This window comes from Streptomyces sp. SID13666 (assembly GCF_010548325.1).
Classification (GTDB): Bacteria; Actinomycetota; Actinomycetes; order Streptomycetales; family Streptomycetaceae; genus Actinacidiphila; species Actinacidiphila fildesensis.
Genome location: NZ_JAAGLX010000002.1, coordinates 432,287 through 451,816 on the forward strand (window position 1 = coordinate 432,287; position 19,530 = coordinate 451,816).

The window sequence follows — 19,530 nt, forward strand, 5'->3', positions numbered from 1 at the left end:
GCCAAGAGGCAGTTCAATGATCAGTTCCGGATCCGTTCGGGTTCGGCCCGAAATCGGCTCCGGATCGGCCCCGAATACGATCGGGGCCGACTCCGGTTCAGCCCCGGCGCAGTTCCTCGAACCAGCTCAGGATCTGCGGGTAGGCCACGAACGGCGACGACATGTGCCCCGCCTCGCCCGCGTGGAGGAGGGGCGCGTGCACCCCGTTCGCCCGCAGTTGCGCCTGGCAGTGCTCGCTGTTGGCGATCGCCACGTCCCGGTCGGTGTCGGTGGCGAAGATCCGTACCGGCACCCGCGGCGTCCAGTCCGAGCAGGTGGAGTCCCCCACGCGCAGCGCCTCGGCGAACGCGCCCGTGGGGTGCTGCAGTGTGTCGATGAAGGCCGGGGTGAACAGCTTGCGCGGGTCGCCCGGCAGCGCGCCGAGGATCTCCTCGTCATTGTGGCTGCCGTCGAAGAGCTGCTCCACGGTCCGGTCGTAAGGCGGCAGGAACGCCTCGGAGGTCGAACCGTAGAGCGGGTGCAGCCGGTTCCAGGACGTCGTGAAGTAGCCGAGGTAGTAGGCGGCGATGGCCGGGTCGAGCCGGCCGTCGAACGCGGCCGGAAGCTCCGCGCCGCGCGCGTCGAACGGGCCGCTGACCGGCGCGAGCGCCTGCAGCCTGAAGTACGGGTCGGTTCCGCCCTGCAGCGCCCGGCCGAGCCCCATCGAGGCCACCCCGCCCTGGGAGAATCCGGTGACCAGCACCTGCCGCTGCAGCGTCCGGCCGTGGCCGGCCGCGAACGTACGGGCCGCGCGCAGCATGTCCAGCGAGGCGCTGGTCTCCGTGCCGATGTCCATGTACGGGTGATGTCCGGGGCCGGTGCCCAGCCCGAGGTAGTCGGGGGCCACGGCGGCGAACCCGGCGCCCGCGAACATCACCGCGACCGCGCGGTCCGCGGTGTCCGGGTCCGTGGAGGCCACGCCCTTCTTCTCGGCGCGCGTGCCGTGCTCATAGGAGACGGTCCGCAGCTCGCGGGGCCCGCCGACCGGCAGGGAGACCAGGCCGCTGGCGGTGGTCGGCCGGCCGTCGGTGCCGATCGTGCGGTACGTGATGCGGTACGAGGCGGTCGCGTACCGCGCGCCGGGCACGTCGAATCCCTGGCTCTCGACGTAGGCGTCCGTCTTCGTACGGTTCAGCAGGGCGACGGGCACGGCGGAGAGCAACGTGCCGCGGCCGTCCGCGTGGTGAGCGGCCGATCCCGCGGCGGCGGGGCGGCCGTCGGCCGCGAGTGCGGCGGCCGGCACACCGGCGACGAGGGCGAGGACGAGCGCGGTGGCCGCGGCCCGGGCGATGTGGGTGCTGCGGGCGGTACGAGCGGAGCGGGACATGGGCTTCCCCTACGGTGAAAGGTGTGGTGAGCACTGGGTTTCTGCTCCCCTCAGCCTTCCGTCCCGCGCTACGCCGCTCCATGGCCCCACACACCCGACGGGGGTGGGGCCGACAACACCCCTGCTCCGGGGGGAATCCGGCGTGCCGGTTACCTGACCGCCACGCTCTGCCGCGCCGGAAGGATCCGCCCTTCCATCATCGCGCCCATCCCCCGCGCCACACACCCGTCCGGATGCTCCGCGATCTGCACCCGTAGCCCGGTGGCGGACCGGAGCAGGGAGTCCAGGCCCGGCATCCGGGAGATGGAGCCGCCGAGCGTGAGTCCGCTGTCCGCGATGTCGACCACCAGGTCCGGCGGGCAGCGCCGCAGGACCATGCTGACCCCGTCGAGGATCGGGCGCAGCGGGCCACGCATCGCGTCCCGCGCCGCGTGGGCGTCGGCCGTCACCGAGCGGGCCAGGCCGCTGACGATGTCCCGGCCGTTCAGCAAGACGTCCGCCTCGGCCGCGGGCGCGGTCCCGCCGATCGCCTCGCGCAGCGACTGCACGGTCTGGAAGGACGGCGCCAGTTCGTGGTGGCCGCGGAAGTACTCCACGACGGCCCGGTCGATGGTGTCGCTTCCCACCGGCACGGTCTCGGCGGCCACCACCGTGCCCATCGAGAGCACCGCCACCTGCGTACTGTCGGCGTTCGCCAGCACGATCATGGCCGCTTCCGGGTACTCCACGGGCAGTCCGCAGCCGACGGCCGCCGCGAGCAGCGAGTCCACCAGCTCGACACGGCGCAGTCCGAGGCCCGCCAGCGTCTCGAACGCGGTGCGCCGCGCGACCGGCGGGGCGTCGTACGGAAGGCTCAGGGCTGCCCTGAGCACCGGGGTGCGCAGTCTGGCCCGGCGCAGTCTGGACCCCGCCACATGCCGGAGCAGACGCCGCGCCATCTCGACGTCGACCACCATTCCGCCCGCCACCGGCTTGATGACCAGGAGGTGCTCCGGCGCGCGGCCGGTCAGCTGTTCCGCGGTGGTGCCGATCGCGACCACCTCGCCGCGCTCGGTGTCGAACGCGACGACGCTGGGCTCGTCGGCGATCAGGCCGTGGCCCCTGAGGTAGACCCGGGTCCTGTCGGCTCCCAGGTCCACGGCGACGGTGCACCGTCGCAAGCGCTCCAGAACCGGTGCCAGGGTCATCACGCGCTCCCGACCCCGGGGAGTTCCCCGGAAGATGTGGACGTGGCCGGCCCGTACGACCGGGTGGTCATGCGAGTTCCTGGCTCGCCGCCCGCACAGCGCTCTCCGGCCGGACCTCCGCCACCTCTTCTTCGACGGCGGGTTCGGTGGCCTCGGCGGATTCGATCATCATGCCCAGACCCAGCACGGTGGAGAGCGCGGGGTCCATCGTGATGTGCACCGGCATGCCGGTCGCGGTCCCCAGCATGGTGTCGAGACCGGGCAGGACGGCGCTGCCGCCGGTGAGGATGATGCCGCGGTCGGCGATGTCGACCACCAGGTCCGGCGGGCAGCGCCGCAGCACCCGGCCGATACCGCTCACCAGCGCGGACAGCGGATCGCGCATCGCTTCCCGCACCCCGCCGGTCTCCAGGTTCAGGGAGCGGGCGAGTCCGCTGGACACGTCCTTGCCGTGCACCTCGGTGTTCGACTGCGGCTCCGCCACCGCCTCGGACAGCACCTGGTGCAGCGGCAGCAGCCCTTGGTGCGGGAGTATCAGATCGTGGTGGATCCGCAGGTGTTCGAGCACCGCGTCGTCCATGGCGTTCCCCCCGACCGGGAGGACCTCGCCCGCGATGATCCCGCCGAAGGAGAGCACCGCGACCTGGGTCTCGGACGCACCGCAGATCACGATCATGCTGCCTTCGGGCTGTCCGACCGGGATCGCGGAACCCACCGCGGCGGCGAGCGGGGCGTGGACCAGTTCCACCTGCCGGGCGCCCAGGTCCGTCAGCGTCTCGGACAGGATCCGGCGTGCCTGCGGTCCTGCGCCGTACGGGACGGCCGCCGCTATCCGCGGTTTGGACTGACGGAGCCAGGCCCTGCGCGCCTTGTCGCCGAGGAGGTGGCGCAGCATCAGGATGCCCATGTCCACATCGACGACGGTTCCGCCGGAGAACGGACGGACCACGCGCACGTATTCGGCGGTACGGCCGGCCATGCGCTCGGCCAGGCCGCCTACCGCGACAAGGCGCCCGTTACGGATGTCGACGGCCACCAGGCTCGGTTCGTCGACGATCAGTCCGGCGCGCTTGGCATAGACGCGGGTCCGTGCAGCCCCCAGATCGATCGCCAAGGTACAGCGGCGCAGATCGTGCAAGCTGTCGGTCACGGTGGTGCCTCTCGAACGGTGGATCCGGCCGCTCGTGCGGCGGCCTTCCCTTCACCATGAGGGCGGCCCCCGGTGATCGCCCGCTGGAATGCGCCGACTGGGGACACGTCAGGTCGGGGCGTGTCAGGACCGTTCGTCGCGAGCGGACGGCGGCCGGAGGCGCGTCCGGCTGTCCGCACCGGGCAAGCACGCCGACGCCGTCCCCGACGACTCGCCCCGCGCAGACGCCGCGCGTTTCACACGTTCGAGTGAAGACCCCGTACGGAGGATTGCCGCCCGCGGCGGCCGGCGAGCGGATGGCTCCCGGTCCGTCAGGTCCGCAGGTAGGAGGCGCCGTTGACGTCCAGGACGGTCCCGGAGGCCCACAGGGCGACGGGCGACGCGAGCCACAGGGCGGCGGCCGCGATCTCGGCGGGCGCGGCGACCCGGCCGAACGGGCTCTGCGCGCGGATCGCCTCGCCGCCGGCGCCGGCCAGCCGGTGGGCGACCCGGTCGGTCTCGATGAAGCCGGGCGCGACGGACGCCACCGCGATGCCGTGCGGTGCCAGTGCGACGGCCAGGGACTGGCCCAGTGCGTGGACCGCCGCCTTAGTCGCGCCGTAGGCGGGATGGTCCGGCTCACCGCGGAAGGCACCGCGCGAGCCGATGTTGACGATGCGGCCGCCGGTGCCCGCGGCGATCATCCGGTTCGCGGCGAGATGACTGAGGTTGGCCGTGCCGAGCAGGTTGACGGCGACATGCCGCTGCCAGGCGTCGGTCCACTCCTCGTAGCCGGTGGTCGCGGGCGGGTGCGGGGTGTTGACGGCCGCGTTGTTCACCAGGACGTCGATGCCGCCGAGAGCGTCGGCCGCATCGGCCGCCAGCCGGGCCGTGGCCGCCGGGTCCGCGAGATCGGCGCCCAGCAGGACATGGCCGGTGCCCGGCAGCTCCGCCAGGGTCTCCTCGGCCTCCTCACGGCGCGAGCCGTAGTGCACCGCCACCCGGTCGCCGTTGGCCGCGAATGCCTGGGCAAGCGCCCTGCCCAGGCCGCGCGAGGCACCGCTGACCAGTACTCGGCGGCCGGTGGCGGGGAACGGCGGGACATCGGTGGCATCGGGTAGCGGGCCGGGCTGGTGCATCACGCGCTGCTTCCTGGAGGGGTGATCGAACCCCCAGCGTAGGAGAGCCTCGGCGCCCTACCGGCCCGGCCCCGTACCTGTCGCCCCGGTGGTCAGCCGGCGTTGGCGGCGTGGGTCAGGGTCTCCCAGGCCACGAAGAGGTTGTTCGAGCCCGCGGGACGCTGCTGCTCGGTGAGCCGCTGGGTGTTGGCCATCGCGATGCCGAGCCGGTTGTGCAGCGCGTTGAAGCCGACCTCGGTGACCGGGCCGAGGCCCAGGTTGAGGTGTCCGCCGCACAGCGAGGACGGTACGGCCGCGCCGAGCTGGTACTTGGCCTGGAAGCCCAGCGCCTGGCGCAGTCGCTCACCGACCTCGGGGTAGAGGTCCTGGCCCTGGATGCGGGTGGTCTCCGCGATGTGCGAGATCGCCGAGATGCCGTAACCGGTGTGGGTGAAGTCGCGGCAGGTCTCCTGGGTCAGGCCCGCGGTGAACGTGCGCTGGCCCTGCCAGTAGCTGATGATCTCCGCGCTGGTGTCGATGCTGCCGCCGGGCGGTGCCTTGGGGAGGGCGCCGTCCGAGGGCAGGTAGATGTAGGCGGGCACCCGGCCGCGGAACTTGGCTATGGCCTTGTCGTAGCTGGTTCGGTCCTCCAGGAAGACCGAGATGCCGACGGCCGCCTCCATCATGCTCAGTTCCCAGTTCCCGTTGCTCTGGGAGCCGTTGATGACCTTCGGAAGGTAGACGTTGCGCAGCATGGTCGCGAAGCGGGTGACACCGGCCGAGGACCAGCCGGCCCCGGTGTAGCGGATGATCTCGGCGGCGCGGGGCCAGGTCGAGCCGGCCCAGCCGGTCTGCAGCGGTGCGTTGCTGTTGGTGTGGTTGGTGATGACCGCGGACCAGGCGTCCATGAGCTGGACGGCCTTGTCGGCGTAGCGGTGGTCCTGGCCGATGTACCAGGCCAGCGCGTCGGTGTACGCGGCGATGGCGTCCTCGCGCTCATCCGTACAGCCGTAGTTGGGGTTGGAGTACGAGCCGCATTCGACGACGGAGCGCGGCTTCGGGGTGCGCGACAGGGATGCGTACGGGCTCGCGAGCATCTTGTCGTAGGCGGCCTTCCAGGGCTGGGCACCCGCCCGGACCTGGGCACGGACGAAGTCGAGCTGACCGCGGCTCACCAGCACACCGGGATGGGCGAACGTGGCGGGGGCGGCGGCGACCGCCGGGCTCTTCGGTGCGGCGGCGACGGTTCGGCTCTGCGGTGCGGCGGGTGCTGTCCTGGCGGCGAGGGCAGGGCCCGCGACCAGGCCTGCCGAGAGCAGGCCCGCGACGGCGGCGAAGGCGAGGACCAGGGTTCTCCGCCTGCGTGGGGGGCGCGGAGTGGTTCCGGTGCGCATGGGGGTGCCTTCCGGTGGGGGGTGGCGTCAACTCCCCGAGATTCACACCTGTGAACTATGTGCATTGGTATGAACCATCGTGGTGAGAGGCGAAGTTAGAAGAAACCCGTGAACACGTCAAGGATTCGCGTCGACCCGGCCTTCGATTGGCCGGGTTTCGGACGAAGGATTCCCTTTGACCCGCGGAACGGCGTTCAGAAGATGGAATCGGGGCTCCCGAGGCCCGCCCGGCACCCCGCGAGTGGTGCTCTGCGAGTCGCGCTCCGCCCGTAAGCCTGTTCCCCTGGTAGGACGGATCCGCCCGCTCCCGCGGCGGGCATGTGGAGAGGGCGAGCATGCACACCAGTGAACTGACCCCCGCGATCCTCGAAGGTCTGCGCCGGCCGCGGCCCTATCCGGCGGTCTCGCTGCTGATGCCCACCCACCGGCACCGGCCGGACAACGCCCAGGACCCCATCCGGCTGCGCAACCTGCTCGAGGAGGCGCGCAAGCGCCTCACGGACGACCCGCAGGTCTCGCGCGCGGACCGGCTCGACCTGGAGGGGCAGCTGGACCTGGTGGCCCAGGACGTCGACTTCCTGCACGCGGAGGACGGACTGCTGGTCCTGCTCGCCCCCGGGGAACGGCACATCTGGCAGCTGTCCTCCCCCGTGGAGATCCAGGAACGCCTCGTCTTCGCCAACACCTTCCTCACCCGCAACCTCGTCGCCGCGCGGCTGTACACCCGCCCGTACTGGGTGCTCGTGGTGTCCGAGGAGGCGACGCTGCTCTGGGAGGGATCCGGCGAACGGCTGGTGCCCGTCGAGCGCCACGGCTTCCCGCTGAAGCCCGGGATCCCGGACCCGGAGGACGCCGTCCCCGGGCCGAACATCGGCTCCGTCCCCGGCCACCAGCGCGAAGAGCGGATGCGCCAGTACCTGCGGTCCGTCGACGCCGCCCTGGACAAGGCACTGAACCAGGAGCGCCGGCCGGTCTTCCTGGTCGGTACGGCCAGCACCGTCACCCTCCTGGCGGAGCTGTCCCAGCACCCGCAGGATCTGGTGGGCCGCCTCGACCGCGCCGGGCTCGACAAGGCGCCCGCGCACGAGCTCTCGGAACGGCTGCGGCCGGTGTTCGAGGAGTACACGGCCAAGCGGAACGCCGATGGGCTGGAGGAGCTCGACTCCGCGCGCGGCCGGCGCCGCTTCGCCGGCGGCCTCGACGAGGCCTGGCGGGCGGTCACCGAGGGCCGCGGATCGCTGCTGCTGGTCGAGGAGCACTTCCAGGCCGCGGCCCGCATCCAGGACGGCCACCTGGTGCCGGTCGAGGGCGGCACGGCGGCCGACGGCGTCGAGGAGGACGTCGTCGACCAGCTCATCGAGGCCGCCCTGGACAAGGAGACCGAGGTCCGCTTCGTCCCGGACGACTCGCTCAGCGACGACGGCCGGGTCGCCCTCGTCCTGCGCTACTGACCGTCCGGTGCCCGCACGGGTGACCGCGCGGCACTGGTGGGCCGATCGCCCGCCCGCCGCCGGAGGGGCCGCGATGGCGACCGCGATCATCTCGGTCGGCCTGCGGCTGACCGGGTACGACGCGGCCTCCGCGGTCTTCCTCGTGGTGGCGGTCGCGGCGTGGCTGCTGCTCGCGGTGCTCTTCGCCGACCGGCTGCTGCTGGACCGCGGCACCTGGAAGGCACAGGCCGGGACCCCGGCCGCGCTCACCTCGATCGCCGCGACGACCGTGCTGGGCACCCGGCTGTCGCTCCAGGGCCGCCAGGGGGTGGCGGCGGCCCTGCTGATCGTGGCCGCCGGGCTGTGGCCGGTGCTGGTGCCGTCCGTCGTCCGGCACTGGAAGCCACGGCTGCCGGGGGCGGGCTTCCTCGTCTGCGTCGCCACCGAGGGCCTGGCCGTACTGGCCGGGAGCCTCGCTCTCGCCGAGCGGCAGACCTGGCTGATGTGGGCGGCGCTGGCGTGTTTCGTGCTGGGCCTGCTGCTCTACGCCGCCGTGCTGCCGCGCTTCGACGTCCGCCAGCTGCGGACCGGCAGCGGCGATCAGTGGGTGGCCGGCGGCGCGCTGGCCATCTCCGCGCTCGCCGGCTCCGAACTCGTCACCGCGTCGGCCGCGAACGGACCCCTGCGCTGGGCCCCTTCGGCGCACGGAACACTGCGCGTGGTCACCGTCGTGCTGCTGGTGCTGGACCTGTGCTGGTTCGCCGTGCTGCTGGTGTGCGAGGTGCGGTGGCCGCGCCCGCACTACGACGTCCGCCGCTGGTCGACGGTCTTCCCGTTCGGGATGACGGCGGTGGCCTGCCTCGCCGTCGCCGCGGCGGCGGACGTCCCGGCGGCGGAGACCGCCGGGCGCGCGCTGCTGTGGCCGACTCTCGCCCTGTGGGTCCTCGCTCTCGCGGGTGCGGTCCGCTCGGCGCGGGCCGGCCAGGGGCCGCCGGCCTAGGGCGTGTTGCGAAAGTCCCGCCTGGCCCACGACGCCTGGCACGCGCCCTCGCTGCGTTGTCAGGCTCGTCCACCTACGTCCAGTACGAGGACGACCCTCCGCCTTGCGAGCGCACCCACCGGACGCCGTGGGCCACGCCCTCCGGGCGAACAGCGCTACTTTCGAAACACGCCCTAGAACTCCGGGTCGGGCTCCCCCGCCGGATCCTCCGCGTCCTCCGGCTCCGGCAGGTCGCCGAACCCCTCCGGCTCGTCCGCCGCTTCCGGCTCGCGCTCGGTGCCGGAGAGCGTGTCCAGGATCTGCTGCCCGTACTTCGCCAGCTTGTTCTCGCCGACTCCGCTGATGGTGCCGAGCGCCGCCAGGTCCGCGGGAGCGGCCGTGGCGATCTCGCGCAGGGTCGCGTCGTGGAAGATCACATACGCGGGGACGCCCTGCTCCTTCGCGCTGGCGGCACGCCAGGCGCGCAGCTTCTCGAACACCGGCAGCAGCGCCTCGGGCAGGTCGACGGGAGCGGCCCGGCGGGACTTGGCCGACTTCTCCGCACGGGCGGCCTTCTCCGGCTCCCGTCGCAGCAGCACCTCGCGCTTGCGGCCCAGCACCTCGGCGCTCGCGTCGGTGAGCACCAGCGTGCCGTAGTCGCCCTCGACGGCGAGCAGCCCCTGGGCCAGCAGCTGGCGGACGACACCGCGCCAGCCGGACACCCCGAGCTCGGTGCCGATGCCGAACACCGACAGCGTGTCGTGGTCGAACTGGATGACCTTGGCCGTCTTCTTGCCGAGCAGGATGTCGATGATCTGGCCGGCGCCGAACTTCTGGTGGCGCTCGCGCTCCAGCCGCAGCACGGTCGAGAGCAGCTTCTGCGCGGGGATGGTGCCGTCCCACGACTCCGGCGGGGTCAGACAGGTGTCGCAGTTCCCGCACGCGGTGCTCTGCTGGCCGAAGTAGGCCAGCAGCCGCACCCGGCGGCACTCCACGGTCTCGCACAGCGCCAGCATGGCTTCGAGGTGGGTGCCCAGCCGACGGCGGTGGGCCTCGTCGCCCTCGGACGTCTCGATCATCTTGCGCTGCTGCACGACGTCCTGGAGGCCGTACGCGAGCCAGGCCGTGGACGGCAGGCCGTCACGCCCGGCCCTGCCGGTCTCCTGGTAGTAGCCCTCGACGGACTTGGGCAGGTCCAGGTGGGCGACGAAGCGCACGTCCGGTTTGTCGATGCCCATGCCGAACGCGATGGTCGCGACGACCACCACCCCGTCCTCGCGCAGGAACCGCGACTGGTTCGCCGCCCGGACCCGCGAGTCGAGACCGGCGTGGTACGGCACCGCGTCGATGCCCTTGCCCACCAGGAACTCGGCGGTCTTCTCCACCGAGGCACGCGAGAGGCAGTAGACGACGCCCGCGTCACCGGGGTGCTCGGTGCGCAGCAGTTCCAGCAGCTGCTTCTTCGGGTCGTCCTTCGGGGCGATCCGGTACTGGATGTTCGGGCGGTCGAAGCTCGCCACGAAGTGCCGGGCGTCCTTGAGGTTCAGCCGGGACGCGATCTCGCCGTGGGTGGCCTCGGTGGCCGTCGCGGTCAGCGCGATGCGGGGCACCTTGGGCCAGCGCTCGTGCAGCGCCGACAGCATGAGGTAGTCGGGCCGGAAGTCGTGGCCCCACTGGGCGACGCAGTGCGCCTCGTCGATCGCGAACAGCGAGATCGTGCCGCGGTCCAGCAGCCGCAGCGTCGCCTCGGAGCGCAGCCGCTCGGGCGCCAGGTAGAGCAGGTCCAGCTCGCCGGAGAGGAAGGCCGCCTCGACCGACCGGCGCTCGTCCATGTCCTGCGTGGAGTTCAGGAATCCGGCCCGCACACCGAGCGCGGTGAGCGCGTCGACCTGGTCCTGCATAAGGGCGATCAGCGGCGAGATGACCACACCGACGCCGTCCCTGACCAGGGCGGGGATCTGGTAGCAGAGCGATTTGCCGCCGCCGGTCGGCATGAGGACGAGGGCGTCACCGCCCGCGACCACATGATCGATGATCTCCTGTTGCGCCCCTCTGAACGACCCGTAGCCGAACACACGGTGCAGGACGCGCAGCGCGTCGCTCGTCTCGGACGTCTCGTCGAGGGCAGCAGCAGTCATCCGGGCAGTCTACGAGGAGCACGGTGCCCGCCATGACACGATTCCCCGTCCCGGCCGGGTCCGGCCGGGACGGGGAACGTTCGGTGTCAGCGCAGCCGCGCCGCCGCCGGGAGCCCGTCGAACGCCGGGCGCGGGACGGCCGGCGCGCGCAGCCCGCGGGCCTGCGGGGTCACCGCGGCGGTGGAGGTGCGCAGAGCGCCGTAGCCGCCGACGAGCGGCAGGTTCACACCCGAACGGGCCAGGTCGACGGTGATCTTCGGGGTGGTGTCGGCGGGCAGGATCAGCCCGCCGTCGGTACCCGCGACGATGACGGCGAGGCGGTGGCCGGCCGGGATCACATGGTCGGTGGCGGCCAGCTTCAGAGTGATCGTGTACGGCTTGCCCGGGGTCAGCGGCACTCCGTGGACGAGGGACGCGTAGTGGCCGAGGTCGGCCCAGCCCCGGCTGAACACGGTGTGGTCGACGGTGGTGGTGTCCGCCGCCGTGTCGAGGAAGCACGAGCTGTCACCGGCCGTGCTGTCACCGAAGCAGGAACGGGTGGCCAGGGTCTTGATGCCCTCGCCCGCCCCCAGATAGTTCCGGATGGTCGCCGGGCCGAGGTCGACCAGCACCGCCGACAGGTGCGCGCTGGTGGTGGAGGACGTCGCGGTGACGGTGACCGTGCCGTTGCCGGACAGCCGCAGGTCCTTGGTGAGGACCCCGGTGGTGAACGCCGTCCTGGCGGGGTTGGCGGCGTCGGGCTGGGCGGCCCAGTCCTCCTCCCACAGCGCCGGGTCGTCGGTGAACGACGCGGTGCTGCCGTGGGCGGCGGGCTTCGTGCCGAGGGTGCCGACGCCGGGCGTGGTGCCGGTGCGCAGGTTCAGCCGGGTGCCGGTGGTCGCGGCCGGCGGCCAGACACGGTCGGTGGTCCAGTGGTCGGGGGTGCGCTCGATGTCGGCCATCGGCTCGCGCTCGATGCCGTTGCGCACGCCCAGCAGGTAGTGGTCGAACCAGCGCTGCAGGGTCGGCACCCAGGTGGTGCGGCGGGTGTCGAACGGGTCGACGTGTCCGGTCTGCGACAGCCAGACCTTGCGCTCGACGCCGTTGGCGGCGATGGCGTCCCACCACTGACCGAAGTTCTTCGTGCGGACGTTGAGGTCCTGCATGCCCTGGACGGCGAAGACGCTGGCGCGCACGTTGTCCGCGTCCTTGACGTAGTCGCGCTCGGTCCAGAACGGGGTCCAGTCACCGGTGCGCGGCGAACCGGCGATGATCTTCTGCTGCTGGGCGGCGCAGTGGGCCTGGGCGTCCGGGCTCTCGACGGCGTCCGACAGCCACTCGGGGCCGTCCTGGAGCGGCGCGCCCTGGTGGAAGTAGTAGTCGTACCAGGAGCTGATCGCGCTGATCGGCACGATGGTCCTCAGACCGGCGACCCCCGTGGCGGCGACGCCGTTGGCGATGGTGCCGTCCCAGCTCTTGCCGATCATCCCGACGGCGCCGGTGGTCCAGCTCGCCTTGACGGACTGGCCGCCGGCACGGGCGCTGTAGCCCTTGGCGCGGCCGTTCAGCCAGTCGACGACGGCCTTGGCGGACTGGATGTCGGACCGGCCGCCGACGTCGACACAGCCGTCGGAGCGGTTGGTGCCCGCCAGGTCGACCAGGACGGCGGCGTAGCCGCGCGGTACGAAGTAGTTGTCGTAGAAGAGCGGCGCCTGGACGATGTGGCCGTTGGCGTCGTACGTCTTCAGCTGGCCCTCGTTGCCGCGTCCGCAGCAGGAGTAGTAGGGGCTGGCATCCATGATCACCGGGATCGTCCGGCCGGCCTTGGCGGGTTCACTGGGCCGGACGATGTCGACGGCGACGCGGTCGGCCTTGCCGTCCGCGTCGCCGTCGAGTCCGGTGTCCACCCATACCGATTCGCGGATGGCGTCGGCATAGGAGTAGTCGGGTTGGCTCAGTCCTTGCCGTACCGTCCCCGCGTCCCGGGTGTTCGCGTGTGCGGCGGTCGGTGCGGTGAGTACGGCGGCCAGGGCGGCGAGTACTGCCACCACGGCGGATATCCAATGGGTGCGGGTTCCCCGCGCATGTATGAGCACGGGCGGACCGTAGCGGTTGTACCCGCCATGACAGAAGGGGGATACGAGACAACTTCTGGTTCAGCCGGGGCGGTTGTGCCCGGCCCCGTCGTGCGGCACCGGACAGCCGCCCGGCCCGAAGGTGCCCAGTTCCGCGATGTCGAAGCCGTTCCGGTATCCCTTGATCTCCGGGTTCTGGCGGGCGTAGTGCGGGGTGCGGCGCGGCGGCAGCAGCCGGACCGCGCGGGCCCGCAGCCGCAGCGCTCCGCGCACCGCGGCCCGGCCCGCCGGGGACGGCGCCGGGTAGCGGAAGGCGCGCAGCAGCGAGTCGTCGAGCAGCGCGCGGGCACCGGCACGGGCCAGCGGGGCGAGCGGGGCCGGGTACCAGGACGCCATCAGGTCCAGGGTCGCGTCGGAGACCTTGCGGCCGCCCTCGTCCCAGCCGAAGTGCGCCACCTCGTAGGCGTCGAGGAGCGACTCGAACTCCTCGAAGGTCCGCGGGAGTTCCGTGATGCCCAGGTGTGCGCCGAGGGTGCGGTAGTACACGGCCGTGGCGCGCAGCTCGTGCGGCGACAGCCGCCGCCAGCCGTACACGCCGAGCCAGCGCTTCGGCATGACGACGAACGTGCACAGCACGTACCGCAGATCGTCGTTGCTGATGTCATAGCGCCCGTGCATCTGGTTGATGCGGCGGATCGCGGTGCGGCCGCTCCCGCTCGCGAAGCCGTGCTCGACGACGGCGTCGAGCAGCAGCGCGGTGTCGTCGTAGCGCTTCTGCGAACGGTCCGTCAGCTCCGCGGTCTCCGCGAGCAGCCGCCCGATGCTGGGGACGGCGTAGGTGCGGTAGAGGGCGAGCTCAAGGGCCCGTGCGAAGTCCCAGGGGAATTCGAGGGTCGCGCTGATCCGGTAGATCCGCAGGAAGTCCCGCTCAGGATCGAGCCGGCGGATCTCGCGTAAGTGGTCGTAGCGTCCCACGGCATACCCCCTGGTTCCCGGCACCGGCGGTAACCCACTCTACGGCCGGCGCGCCCGCGCCGGCCGTAGAAAGTGACGACGGGTCAGCGGCCGCCCTTGCCCTGGTCCAGGCCCGCGCGGCGCAGCGCGTCGGCCATGGCGCCGCCGGGCGCCGGAGCCGCGGAACCGCCGCCGCGCCGGTCACCGCGGTCGTCGCGGGCGCCCCGGCCGCCGCCCTGGCCGCCCCGGGCCTGGCCTCCCCGTGCCTGACGGGGCGGGCCGCCCCGGCGCTCGCCGCCACCGCCGCCGCCCTGACGCTGGTCGTCCCGCGGACCGCGCGGCGTGGCCTCGTCCTCCAGCCGCAGCGTCAGCGAGATGCGCTTGCGGGGGATGTCGACCTCGAGGACCTTCACCCGCACGATGTCACCGGGCTTGACGACCTCGCGCGGGTCCGAGACGAACTTCTGGGACATCGCCGAGACGTGCACCAGGCCGTCCTGGTGAACGCCGACGTCGACGAAGGCACCGAAGGCGGCGACATTGGTGACCACGCCCTCCAGCAGCATGCCGGGCTGCAGGTCCTTCATCTCCTCGACGCCGTCCTTGAAGGTGGCGGTCTTGAAGGCGGGTCGCGGGTCGCGGCCGGGCTTCTCCAGCTCGGCGAGGATGTCGGTGACGGTCGGCAGCCCGAAGGAGTCGTCGACGAAGTCCTGCGGCTTCAGGGCCCGGAGCACGGTGCCGTTGCCGATCAGCGACGGGATGTCCGTCTTGGCCGTGGCGCTGATCCTGCGCACCACCGGGTACGCCTCGGGGTGCACGCTGGAGGAGTCCAGCGGGTCGTCGCCGCCGGGGATCCGCAGGAAGCCCGCGCACTGCTCGTACGCCTTCGGGCCGAGCCGGGCGACGTCCTTGAGCGCCTTGCGGGACCGGAAGGGCCCGTTGGCGTCACGGTGGGCGACGATGTTGCCCGCCAGGCCCTCGGTGATGCCCGAGACCCGGCGCAGCAGCGGCGCGGAGGCGGTGTTGACGTCGACGCCGACGCCGTTCACACAGTCCTCGACGACCGCGTCCAGCGAACGCGACAGCTTCAGCTCGGACAGGTCGTGCTGGTACTGGCCGACACCGATCGACTTGGGATCGATCTTGACGAGTTCGGCCAGCGGGTCCTGCAGGCGCCGGGCGATGGAGACTGCGCCGCGGATGGAGACGTCCAGCTCCGGGAGTTCCGCGGAGGCGTAGGCGGACGCGGAGTAGACCGAGGCGCCGGCCTCGGAGACCACGGCCTTGGTCAGCTTCAGGTCCGGGTGCAGCCGGATCAGGTCGGCGGCGAGCTTGTCGGTCTCGCGTGACGCCGTGCCGTTGCCGATCGCGATCAGGTCCACGGAGTGCTCGCGGGCGAGCTGGGCGAGGGTGGCGACCGACTCGTCCCACTTGTTGCGCGGCACATGCGGGTAGATCGTCTCGAAGGCGGTGACCTTGCCGGTGGCGTCCACGACGGCGACCTTCACACCGGTGCGGAACCCGGGGTCGAGGCCCATGGTGGCGCGGGTGCCGGCAGGTGCGGCGAGCAGCAGGTCGCGCAGGTTGGAGGCGAAGACCCGGACCGCCTCGTCCTCGGCGCCCTGGCGCAGCTGTCCGCGCAGGTCGATGCCGAGCCGGACCAGGAAGCGGGTGCGCCAGGCCCAGCGCACGGTGTCCGCCAGCCAGCGGTCGGCCGGCCGTCCCCGGTCGGCGATGCCGAAGTGGTGCGAGATGCTGCGCTCGTAGCTGCTGGGGCCCTCGCTGGGCTCCTCGGGCTCCAGGGTGAGGTCGAGGACGTCCTCCTTCTCACCTCGCAGCATGGCCAGCACGCGGTGCGAGGGGAGCTTGGCGAACGGCTCGGTGAAGTCGAAGTAGTCGGAGAACTTGGCACCGGCCTCCTCCCGTCCCTCGCGCACCTTCGCCACCAGGCGGCCCCTGGACCACATCCGGGTGCGCAGTTCGCCGACCAGGTCGGCGTCCTCGGAGAACCGCTCGGTGAGGATGGAGCGGGCCCCTTCCAGCGCGGCGGCCGCGTCCTCGACGCCCTTTTCCGCGTCGGCGTAACCGGCGGCCACCGTCTGCGGGTCGAGCCCCGGGTCGGCCAGCAGCGCGTCCGCCAGCGGCTCCAGACCGGCCTCACGGGCGATCTGCGCCTTGGTGCGCCGCTTGGACTTGAAGGGCAGGTAGATGTCCTCCAGCCGCGCCTTGGAGTCGGCGGCCAGGATCTGCGCCTTCAGCGCGTCGTCCAGCTTGCCCTGCGACTCCACGGACTCCAGGATCGCGGCCCGCCGCTCGTCCAGCTCCCGCAGGTAGCGCAGCCGCTCCTCCAGGGTGCGCAGCTGCGCGTCGTCGAGGGTGCCGGTGGCTTCCTTGCGGTAGCGGGCGATGAACGGCACGGTGGCGCCGCCGTCGAGCAGATCGACGGCCGCCTGCACCTGTGCCTGCCGTACCCCGAGTTCCTCGGCGATCCTGCGCTCGACCGACGGCCCGACCGACCCTGCAACAGACATCGTCACGATGCTGAACCTGCTCTCTCCGCTGGACTTCTGCGTGCATTATGCCCGCGCGGGCCGGGACGGCGCGGACGGCCCGCGCCCCCGGCGGAGTCAGACCAGCGTCTTCTCGAACCAGTGGTCGGCGTACTGGCTGTCGTTGTAGGCGGGGATCTCGCGGTATCCGTGCTTGGCGTACAGCGCGCGGGCCTCCACCAGGTCCTTGCGGGTGTCGAGCCGCAGCACGGCCACGCCCAGGATGTCGCGCGCGGCGAGTTCCGCGGCGGCGATCAGCCGGCTCGCGACGCCCTGGCCCCGGGCTTCGGAGCGCACGAACATCCGGGTCAGTTCACCGGTGTCCCGGTCCAGCACCCGCACGCCCAGGCATCCCATCGGCACGCCGTCACGGCGTACGACCAGAAAGTGACCGGCGGGGACGACCAGGTCGTCGCTGGGCTCGTCCAGCAGGACCTGGTCCACTTCCGCGTCGGTCGCCGGCCGGTCGTAGTACCGGGCGACCAGTTCGACGTAGTACTGCCGCAGCAGCGCGGATGCCTCGGGATGCCCCGGCGCCAGGGGGACGGTCTCCCACCGGGCAGCGTGGTCTGTTGTTGCCGTCACGCAGCCCATACTTGCAGGACCGTGCGGGGGTTAGCCCCCGAATATCCGGGGGCTTGGCACCCCAGCGGTTGGGGTGATGCCGTCATGGCTGCTCCGGGCCGCTGATCCGTAGGTTCTACATACGGATTCCGCACGCCAGCATCGAGGAGCACCCATGCCCCCCGTCAGCATTCTCGCAGCCCCTGTCACCGACGCCGCCGACGGCGCCGACTGTCCGGCGGGCAGCGACTTCGCCCCCTTGCTGCGGGTCGTCAAGGAGCACGGGCTCTTCAAACGCAGGCCCGGGTACTACGCCGCCGCGATCGCCCTGAACCTGGTCGCGCTGGGCGCGATATGGAGCGGGGTGCTGCTGCTCGGCGGCTCCTGGCTGGTGCTGCTCCTCGCCCTGCCGGCCGCGGTCTTCGGTGCCCGTACGGCCTTCTTCGGCCATGACGCCGGACATCAGCAGATCGCCCGCAGCCGGGACCGCAACCGGCTCATCGGCCTGGTGCACGCGAATCTGCTGCTCGGTATGAGCTACGGCTGGTGGAACGACAAGCACAACCGGCACCACGCCAACCCCAACCACATCGAGAAGGACCCGGACGTCGAGGTGGGCGCACTGGTCTGGACGCGGGCCCAGGCCGTCGAACGGCAGGGCTTCGCACGCTTCCTCACCCGGCACCAGGCACGGCTGTTCTTCCCGATGCTGCTGCTGGAGGGCATCGCGCTGAAGGTGTCCAGCTTCCAGAGCCTCAAGAGCCGCCCCGCACGCGAGCGCGGCGTCGAGGGCGCCCTGCTGTCCGCCCATCTCCTCGGCTACATCTCCCTGTTGCTGATCGCGATGCCGGTCGGCCAGGCCATCGCCTTCGCGCTGCTGCACCACGCGCTGTTCGGTCTGCACCTGGGCTCCGCCTTCGCCCCGAACCACAAGGGCATGGAGATGCCGGAGCCGGGGTCGCGCTGGGGCCATCTGCGCCGTCAGGTCCTCACCTCGCGCAACGTACGCGGCGGGCTGGTCACCGACTGGTTCCTCGGCGGGCTCAACTACCAGATAGAGCACCACCTCTTCCCGAACATGCCCCGCCCGCACCTGCGCCTCACCCAGCCGCTGGTCCGCGAGCACTGCGACCGGCTGGGCGTCCGCTACACCGAGACCGGGCTGCTCGACTCGTACGCCCAGGCGCTCAGCCACATGCACGAGGTCGGCGCCCCGCTGCGCGAAGCGGCCCCCACCTCCTAGGGCGAACGCCTGCTGCTCCTAAGGCGTTCCGGGGCGGCCGTCGCCGTACAGCCAGACGGCGAACAGGCCGCTGAGGTCCTTGCCGGACTGCTTTTCGCACCAGGCCGTGAACTCGGCGGAGTCGACGTTCCCGCCCCGGTGCCCGGTGGCCCAGCCGCGCAGGATGGCGAAGAACCGCTCGTCCCCGACGGCCTGCCGCACCTTGTGCAGGACCATCGCGCCGCGTCCGTAGACCGGGGCGTCGGAGACGTTCTCCGGCTTGCCGGGGTCGGCCGGCGGGAACGCCCACTGGGCGTCGTCCCGGTAGGTGGCGTCGAAGTGCTTCTGAACGCTGTCACCGCCGTGTTGTTCGTCCCACAGCCACTCGGTGTAGGTGGCGAAGCCCTCGTTGAGCCACATGTCCTGCCAGGTGCGGGGGGTGACGGAGTCGCCGAACCACTGGTGCGCCAGTTCGTGCACCAGGGTCGGCTCGTCCAGGGTGGTGCCCTTCCGGTCGCCGGGGAACACCGGTTTCGTCTGGGTCTCCAGGGCGTAGCCGACGGTGTCGCCGTCGACACGGTCCACGATGGCGCCGGTGGACGAGAAGGGGTACGGGCCGAACAGCCCGCTCTCCCAGTCGACGATCTGCGGGATCCTGCGGAGCACACCGGACCGCTCCTCGCCCGCCTCGCGGGGGTCGACGGCGACGTAGACCGGCAGTCCCGAGGCCGTGGCCGACCGGGTCACCTGGAACTTCCCGATGGCGACGGTCGCCAGATAGCTCGCCATCGGCTCGGCGCTGTGCCACCGGAACGTGGACCGGCCGCCCGTGGTGCGGGTCTCGGTCAACTCCCCGTTGGACACCGCGGTCAGGCCTTCGGGCACGGTCACCGTGATGTCGTAGGCGGCCTTGTCCGAGGGGTGGTTGTTGCCCGGGAACCAGGCCATCGAGCCGACCGGTTCGCCCAGGCCGACGGCGCCGTCGTCCGTACGGACCCACCCTTCGTGCGAGCCGTCGGCGTCCTTGATGGTGCCGGGGACCCCGGAGTACTCGACGACGGTGGTGAACTCCGCCTCCGAACCGATGGCGTGGGCCGGCCGTACGGTCAGTTCGGTCCCGGCGCGGGAGCTCACGGCCCCGGCCCCGTCGACGGTGACCTTGCCGACCTCCAGGCCCGACAGGTCGAGGTTGAAGGTCGGCAGACCCCGCGTGGCACGCGCGGTGATCCGCGCGGTGCCGCGCAGCACCCGGGTCGCGGGGTCGTAGTCCAGGTCGAGGCCGTAGTGCGAGACGTCGTACCCGCCGTTGCCCGCCAGCGGGAACAGCGGGTCGCCGACTCCGGAGGAGCTGTCCGCGGACGGCGGTGACGCGGAGGGGCGCCCTGCGGCGCACGCGGTCACGAGGAGCAGCCCGGAGAGCGCCGCGCGCAGGAGTCGGTGGTGCAC

The 19,530-nt window shown here is 71.9% G+C and carries 14 protein-coding genes; 3 read left to right on the forward strand and 11 right to left on the reverse strand.

Features of this window, described 5'->3' with window-relative positions; genetic code table 11:
* Positions 1-97 precede the first annotated feature (97 nt).
* From G3I60_RS06830 to G3I60_RS06850, 5 genes are all read right to left on the reverse strand, one after another.
* Positions 98-1,366, reverse strand: a complete 1,269-nt coding sequence (locus G3I60_RS06830; RefSeq protein ID WP_164297215.1) for a lipase family protein — start codon at positions 1,364-1,366, stop codon at positions 98-100.
* A gap of 149 nt (positions 1,367-1,515) precedes the next feature.
* A complete protein-coding gene (locus G3I60_RS06835; protein WP_164297213.1) occupies positions 1,516-2,553 on the reverse strand; it encodes a rod shape-determining protein in 1,038 nt (345 codons plus the stop codon).
* A 67-nt stretch (positions 2,554-2,620) separates the two neighbouring features.
* The gene (locus G3I60_RS06840; RefSeq protein ID WP_164297211.1) at positions 2,621-3,703 is read right to left on the reverse strand and encodes a rod shape-determining protein; all 1,083 of its coding nucleotides are present in this window, start codon (positions 3,701-3,703) and stop codon (positions 2,621-2,623) included.
* Positions 3,704-4,014: 311 nt separating this feature from the next.
* Entirely contained in the window at positions 4,015-4,821 is an 807-nt protein-coding gene (locus tag G3I60_RS06845) for an SDR family NAD(P)-dependent oxidoreductase (RefSeq protein ID WP_164297209.1), read from the reverse strand.
* A 92-nt stretch (positions 4,822-4,913) separates the two neighbouring features.
* Positions 4,914-6,194 (reverse strand): alginate lyase family protein, encoded by a 1,281-nt coding sequence (locus G3I60_RS06850; protein WP_164297207.1) that lies wholly within the window; start codon positions 6,192-6,194, stop codon positions 4,914-4,916.
* A 335-nt stretch (positions 6,195-6,529) separates the two neighbouring features.
* Between G3I60_RS06850 and G3I60_RS06855 the strand changes: the two genes are divergently transcribed.
* Both G3I60_RS06855 and G3I60_RS06860 read left to right on the forward strand, forming a co-directional pair.
* A complete protein-coding gene (locus G3I60_RS06855; protein WP_164297205.1) occupies positions 6,530-7,645 on the forward strand; it encodes a hypothetical protein in 1,116 nt (371 codons plus the stop codon).
* Between the two features lie 7 nt (positions 7,646-7,652).
* Positions 7,653-8,624, forward strand: a complete 972-nt coding sequence (locus G3I60_RS06860) for a tellurite resistance/C4-dicarboxylate transporter family protein (RefSeq protein WP_164297203.1) — start codon at positions 7,653-7,655, stop codon at positions 8,622-8,624.
* 173 nt (positions 8,625-8,797) lie between these two features.
* Here the strand turns inward: G3I60_RS06860 and recQ are convergent, their stop codons facing one another.
* From recQ to G3I60_RS06885, 5 genes are all read right to left on the reverse strand, one after another.
* Positions 8,798-10,741 (reverse strand): DNA helicase RecQ, encoded by a 1,944-nt coding sequence (recQ, locus tag G3I60_RS06865; RefSeq protein ID WP_138355215.1) that lies wholly within the window; start codon positions 10,739-10,741, stop codon positions 8,798-8,800.
* 86 nt (positions 10,742-10,827) lie between these two features.
* Positions 10,828-12,816, reverse strand: coding sequence for a Xaa-Pro dipeptidyl-peptidase (locus G3I60_RS06870; protein WP_343241924.1), 1,989 nt, complete (start codon positions 12,814-12,816; stop codon positions 10,828-10,830).
* A gap of 60 nt (positions 12,817-12,876) precedes the next feature.
* Positions 12,877-13,770: an oxygenase MpaB family protein gene (locus G3I60_RS06875; protein WP_164606787.1), complete on the reverse strand. Its 894-nt coding sequence runs from the start codon at positions 13,768-13,770 to the stop codon at positions 12,877-12,879.
* An 83-nt stretch (positions 13,771-13,853) separates the two neighbouring features.
* Positions 13,854-16,280: a Tex family protein gene (locus G3I60_RS06880; protein ID WP_164606789.1), complete on the reverse strand. Its 2,427-nt coding sequence runs from the start codon at positions 16,278-16,280 to the stop codon at positions 13,854-13,856.
* 96 nt (positions 16,281-16,376) lie between these two features.
* Positions 16,377-16,883, reverse strand: coding sequence for a GNAT family N-acetyltransferase (locus tag G3I60_RS06885; protein ID WP_343241832.1), 507 nt, complete (start codon positions 16,881-16,883; stop codon positions 16,377-16,379).
* Positions 16,884-17,037: 154 nt separating this feature from the next.
* On the opposite strand from G3I60_RS06885, the gene G3I60_RS06890 reads away from it, so the two are divergent.
* Positions 17,038-18,105, forward strand: a complete 1,068-nt coding sequence (locus G3I60_RS06890) for an acyl-CoA desaturase (RefSeq protein ID WP_164298235.1) — start codon at positions 17,038-17,040, stop codon at positions 18,103-18,105.
* Between the two features lie 18 nt (positions 18,106-18,123).
* On the opposite strand, the gene G3I60_RS06895 is transcribed toward G3I60_RS06890, so the two are convergent.
* On the reverse strand, positions 18,124-19,530 hold the full coding sequence (locus G3I60_RS06895) for a M1 family metallopeptidase (RefSeq protein WP_164298233.1): 1,407 nt from the start codon (positions 19,528-19,530) through the stop codon (positions 18,124-18,126).

Excerpts from the sequence above, each read along its gene's own strand:
- G3I60_RS06830 (WP_164297215.1), bottom strand. The coding sequence starts at position 1,366 with ATGTCCCGCTCCGCTCGTACCGCCCGCAGCACCCACATCGCCCGGGCC.
- G3I60_RS06835 (WP_164297213.1), bottom strand. The coding sequence starts at position 2,553 with ATGACCCTGGCACCGGTTCTGGAGCGCTTGCGACGGTGCACCGTCGCC.
- G3I60_RS06845 (WP_164297209.1), bottom strand. The coding sequence starts at position 4,821 with ATGCACCAGCCCGGCCCGCTACCCGATGCCACCGATGTCCCGCCGTTC.
- G3I60_RS06850 (WP_164297207.1), bottom strand. The coding sequence starts at position 6,194 with ATGCGCACCGGAACCACTCCGCGCCCCCCACGCAGGCGGAGAACCCTG.
- G3I60_RS06855 (WP_164297205.1), top strand. The coding sequence starts at position 6,530 with ATGCACACCAGTGAACTGACCCCCGCGATCCTCGAAGGTCTGCGCCGG.
- recQ (WP_138355215.1), bottom strand. The coding sequence starts at position 10,741 with ATGACTGCTGCTGCCCTCGACGAGACGTCCGAGACGAGCGACGCGCTG.
- G3I60_RS06880 (WP_164606789.1), bottom strand. The coding sequence starts at position 16,280 with ATGTCTGTTGCAGGGTCGGTCGGGCCGTCGGTCGAGCGCAGGATCGCC.
- G3I60_RS06890 (WP_164298235.1), top strand. The coding sequence starts at position 17,038 with ATGCCCCCCGTCAGCATTCTCGCAGCCCCTGTCACCGACGCCGCCGAC.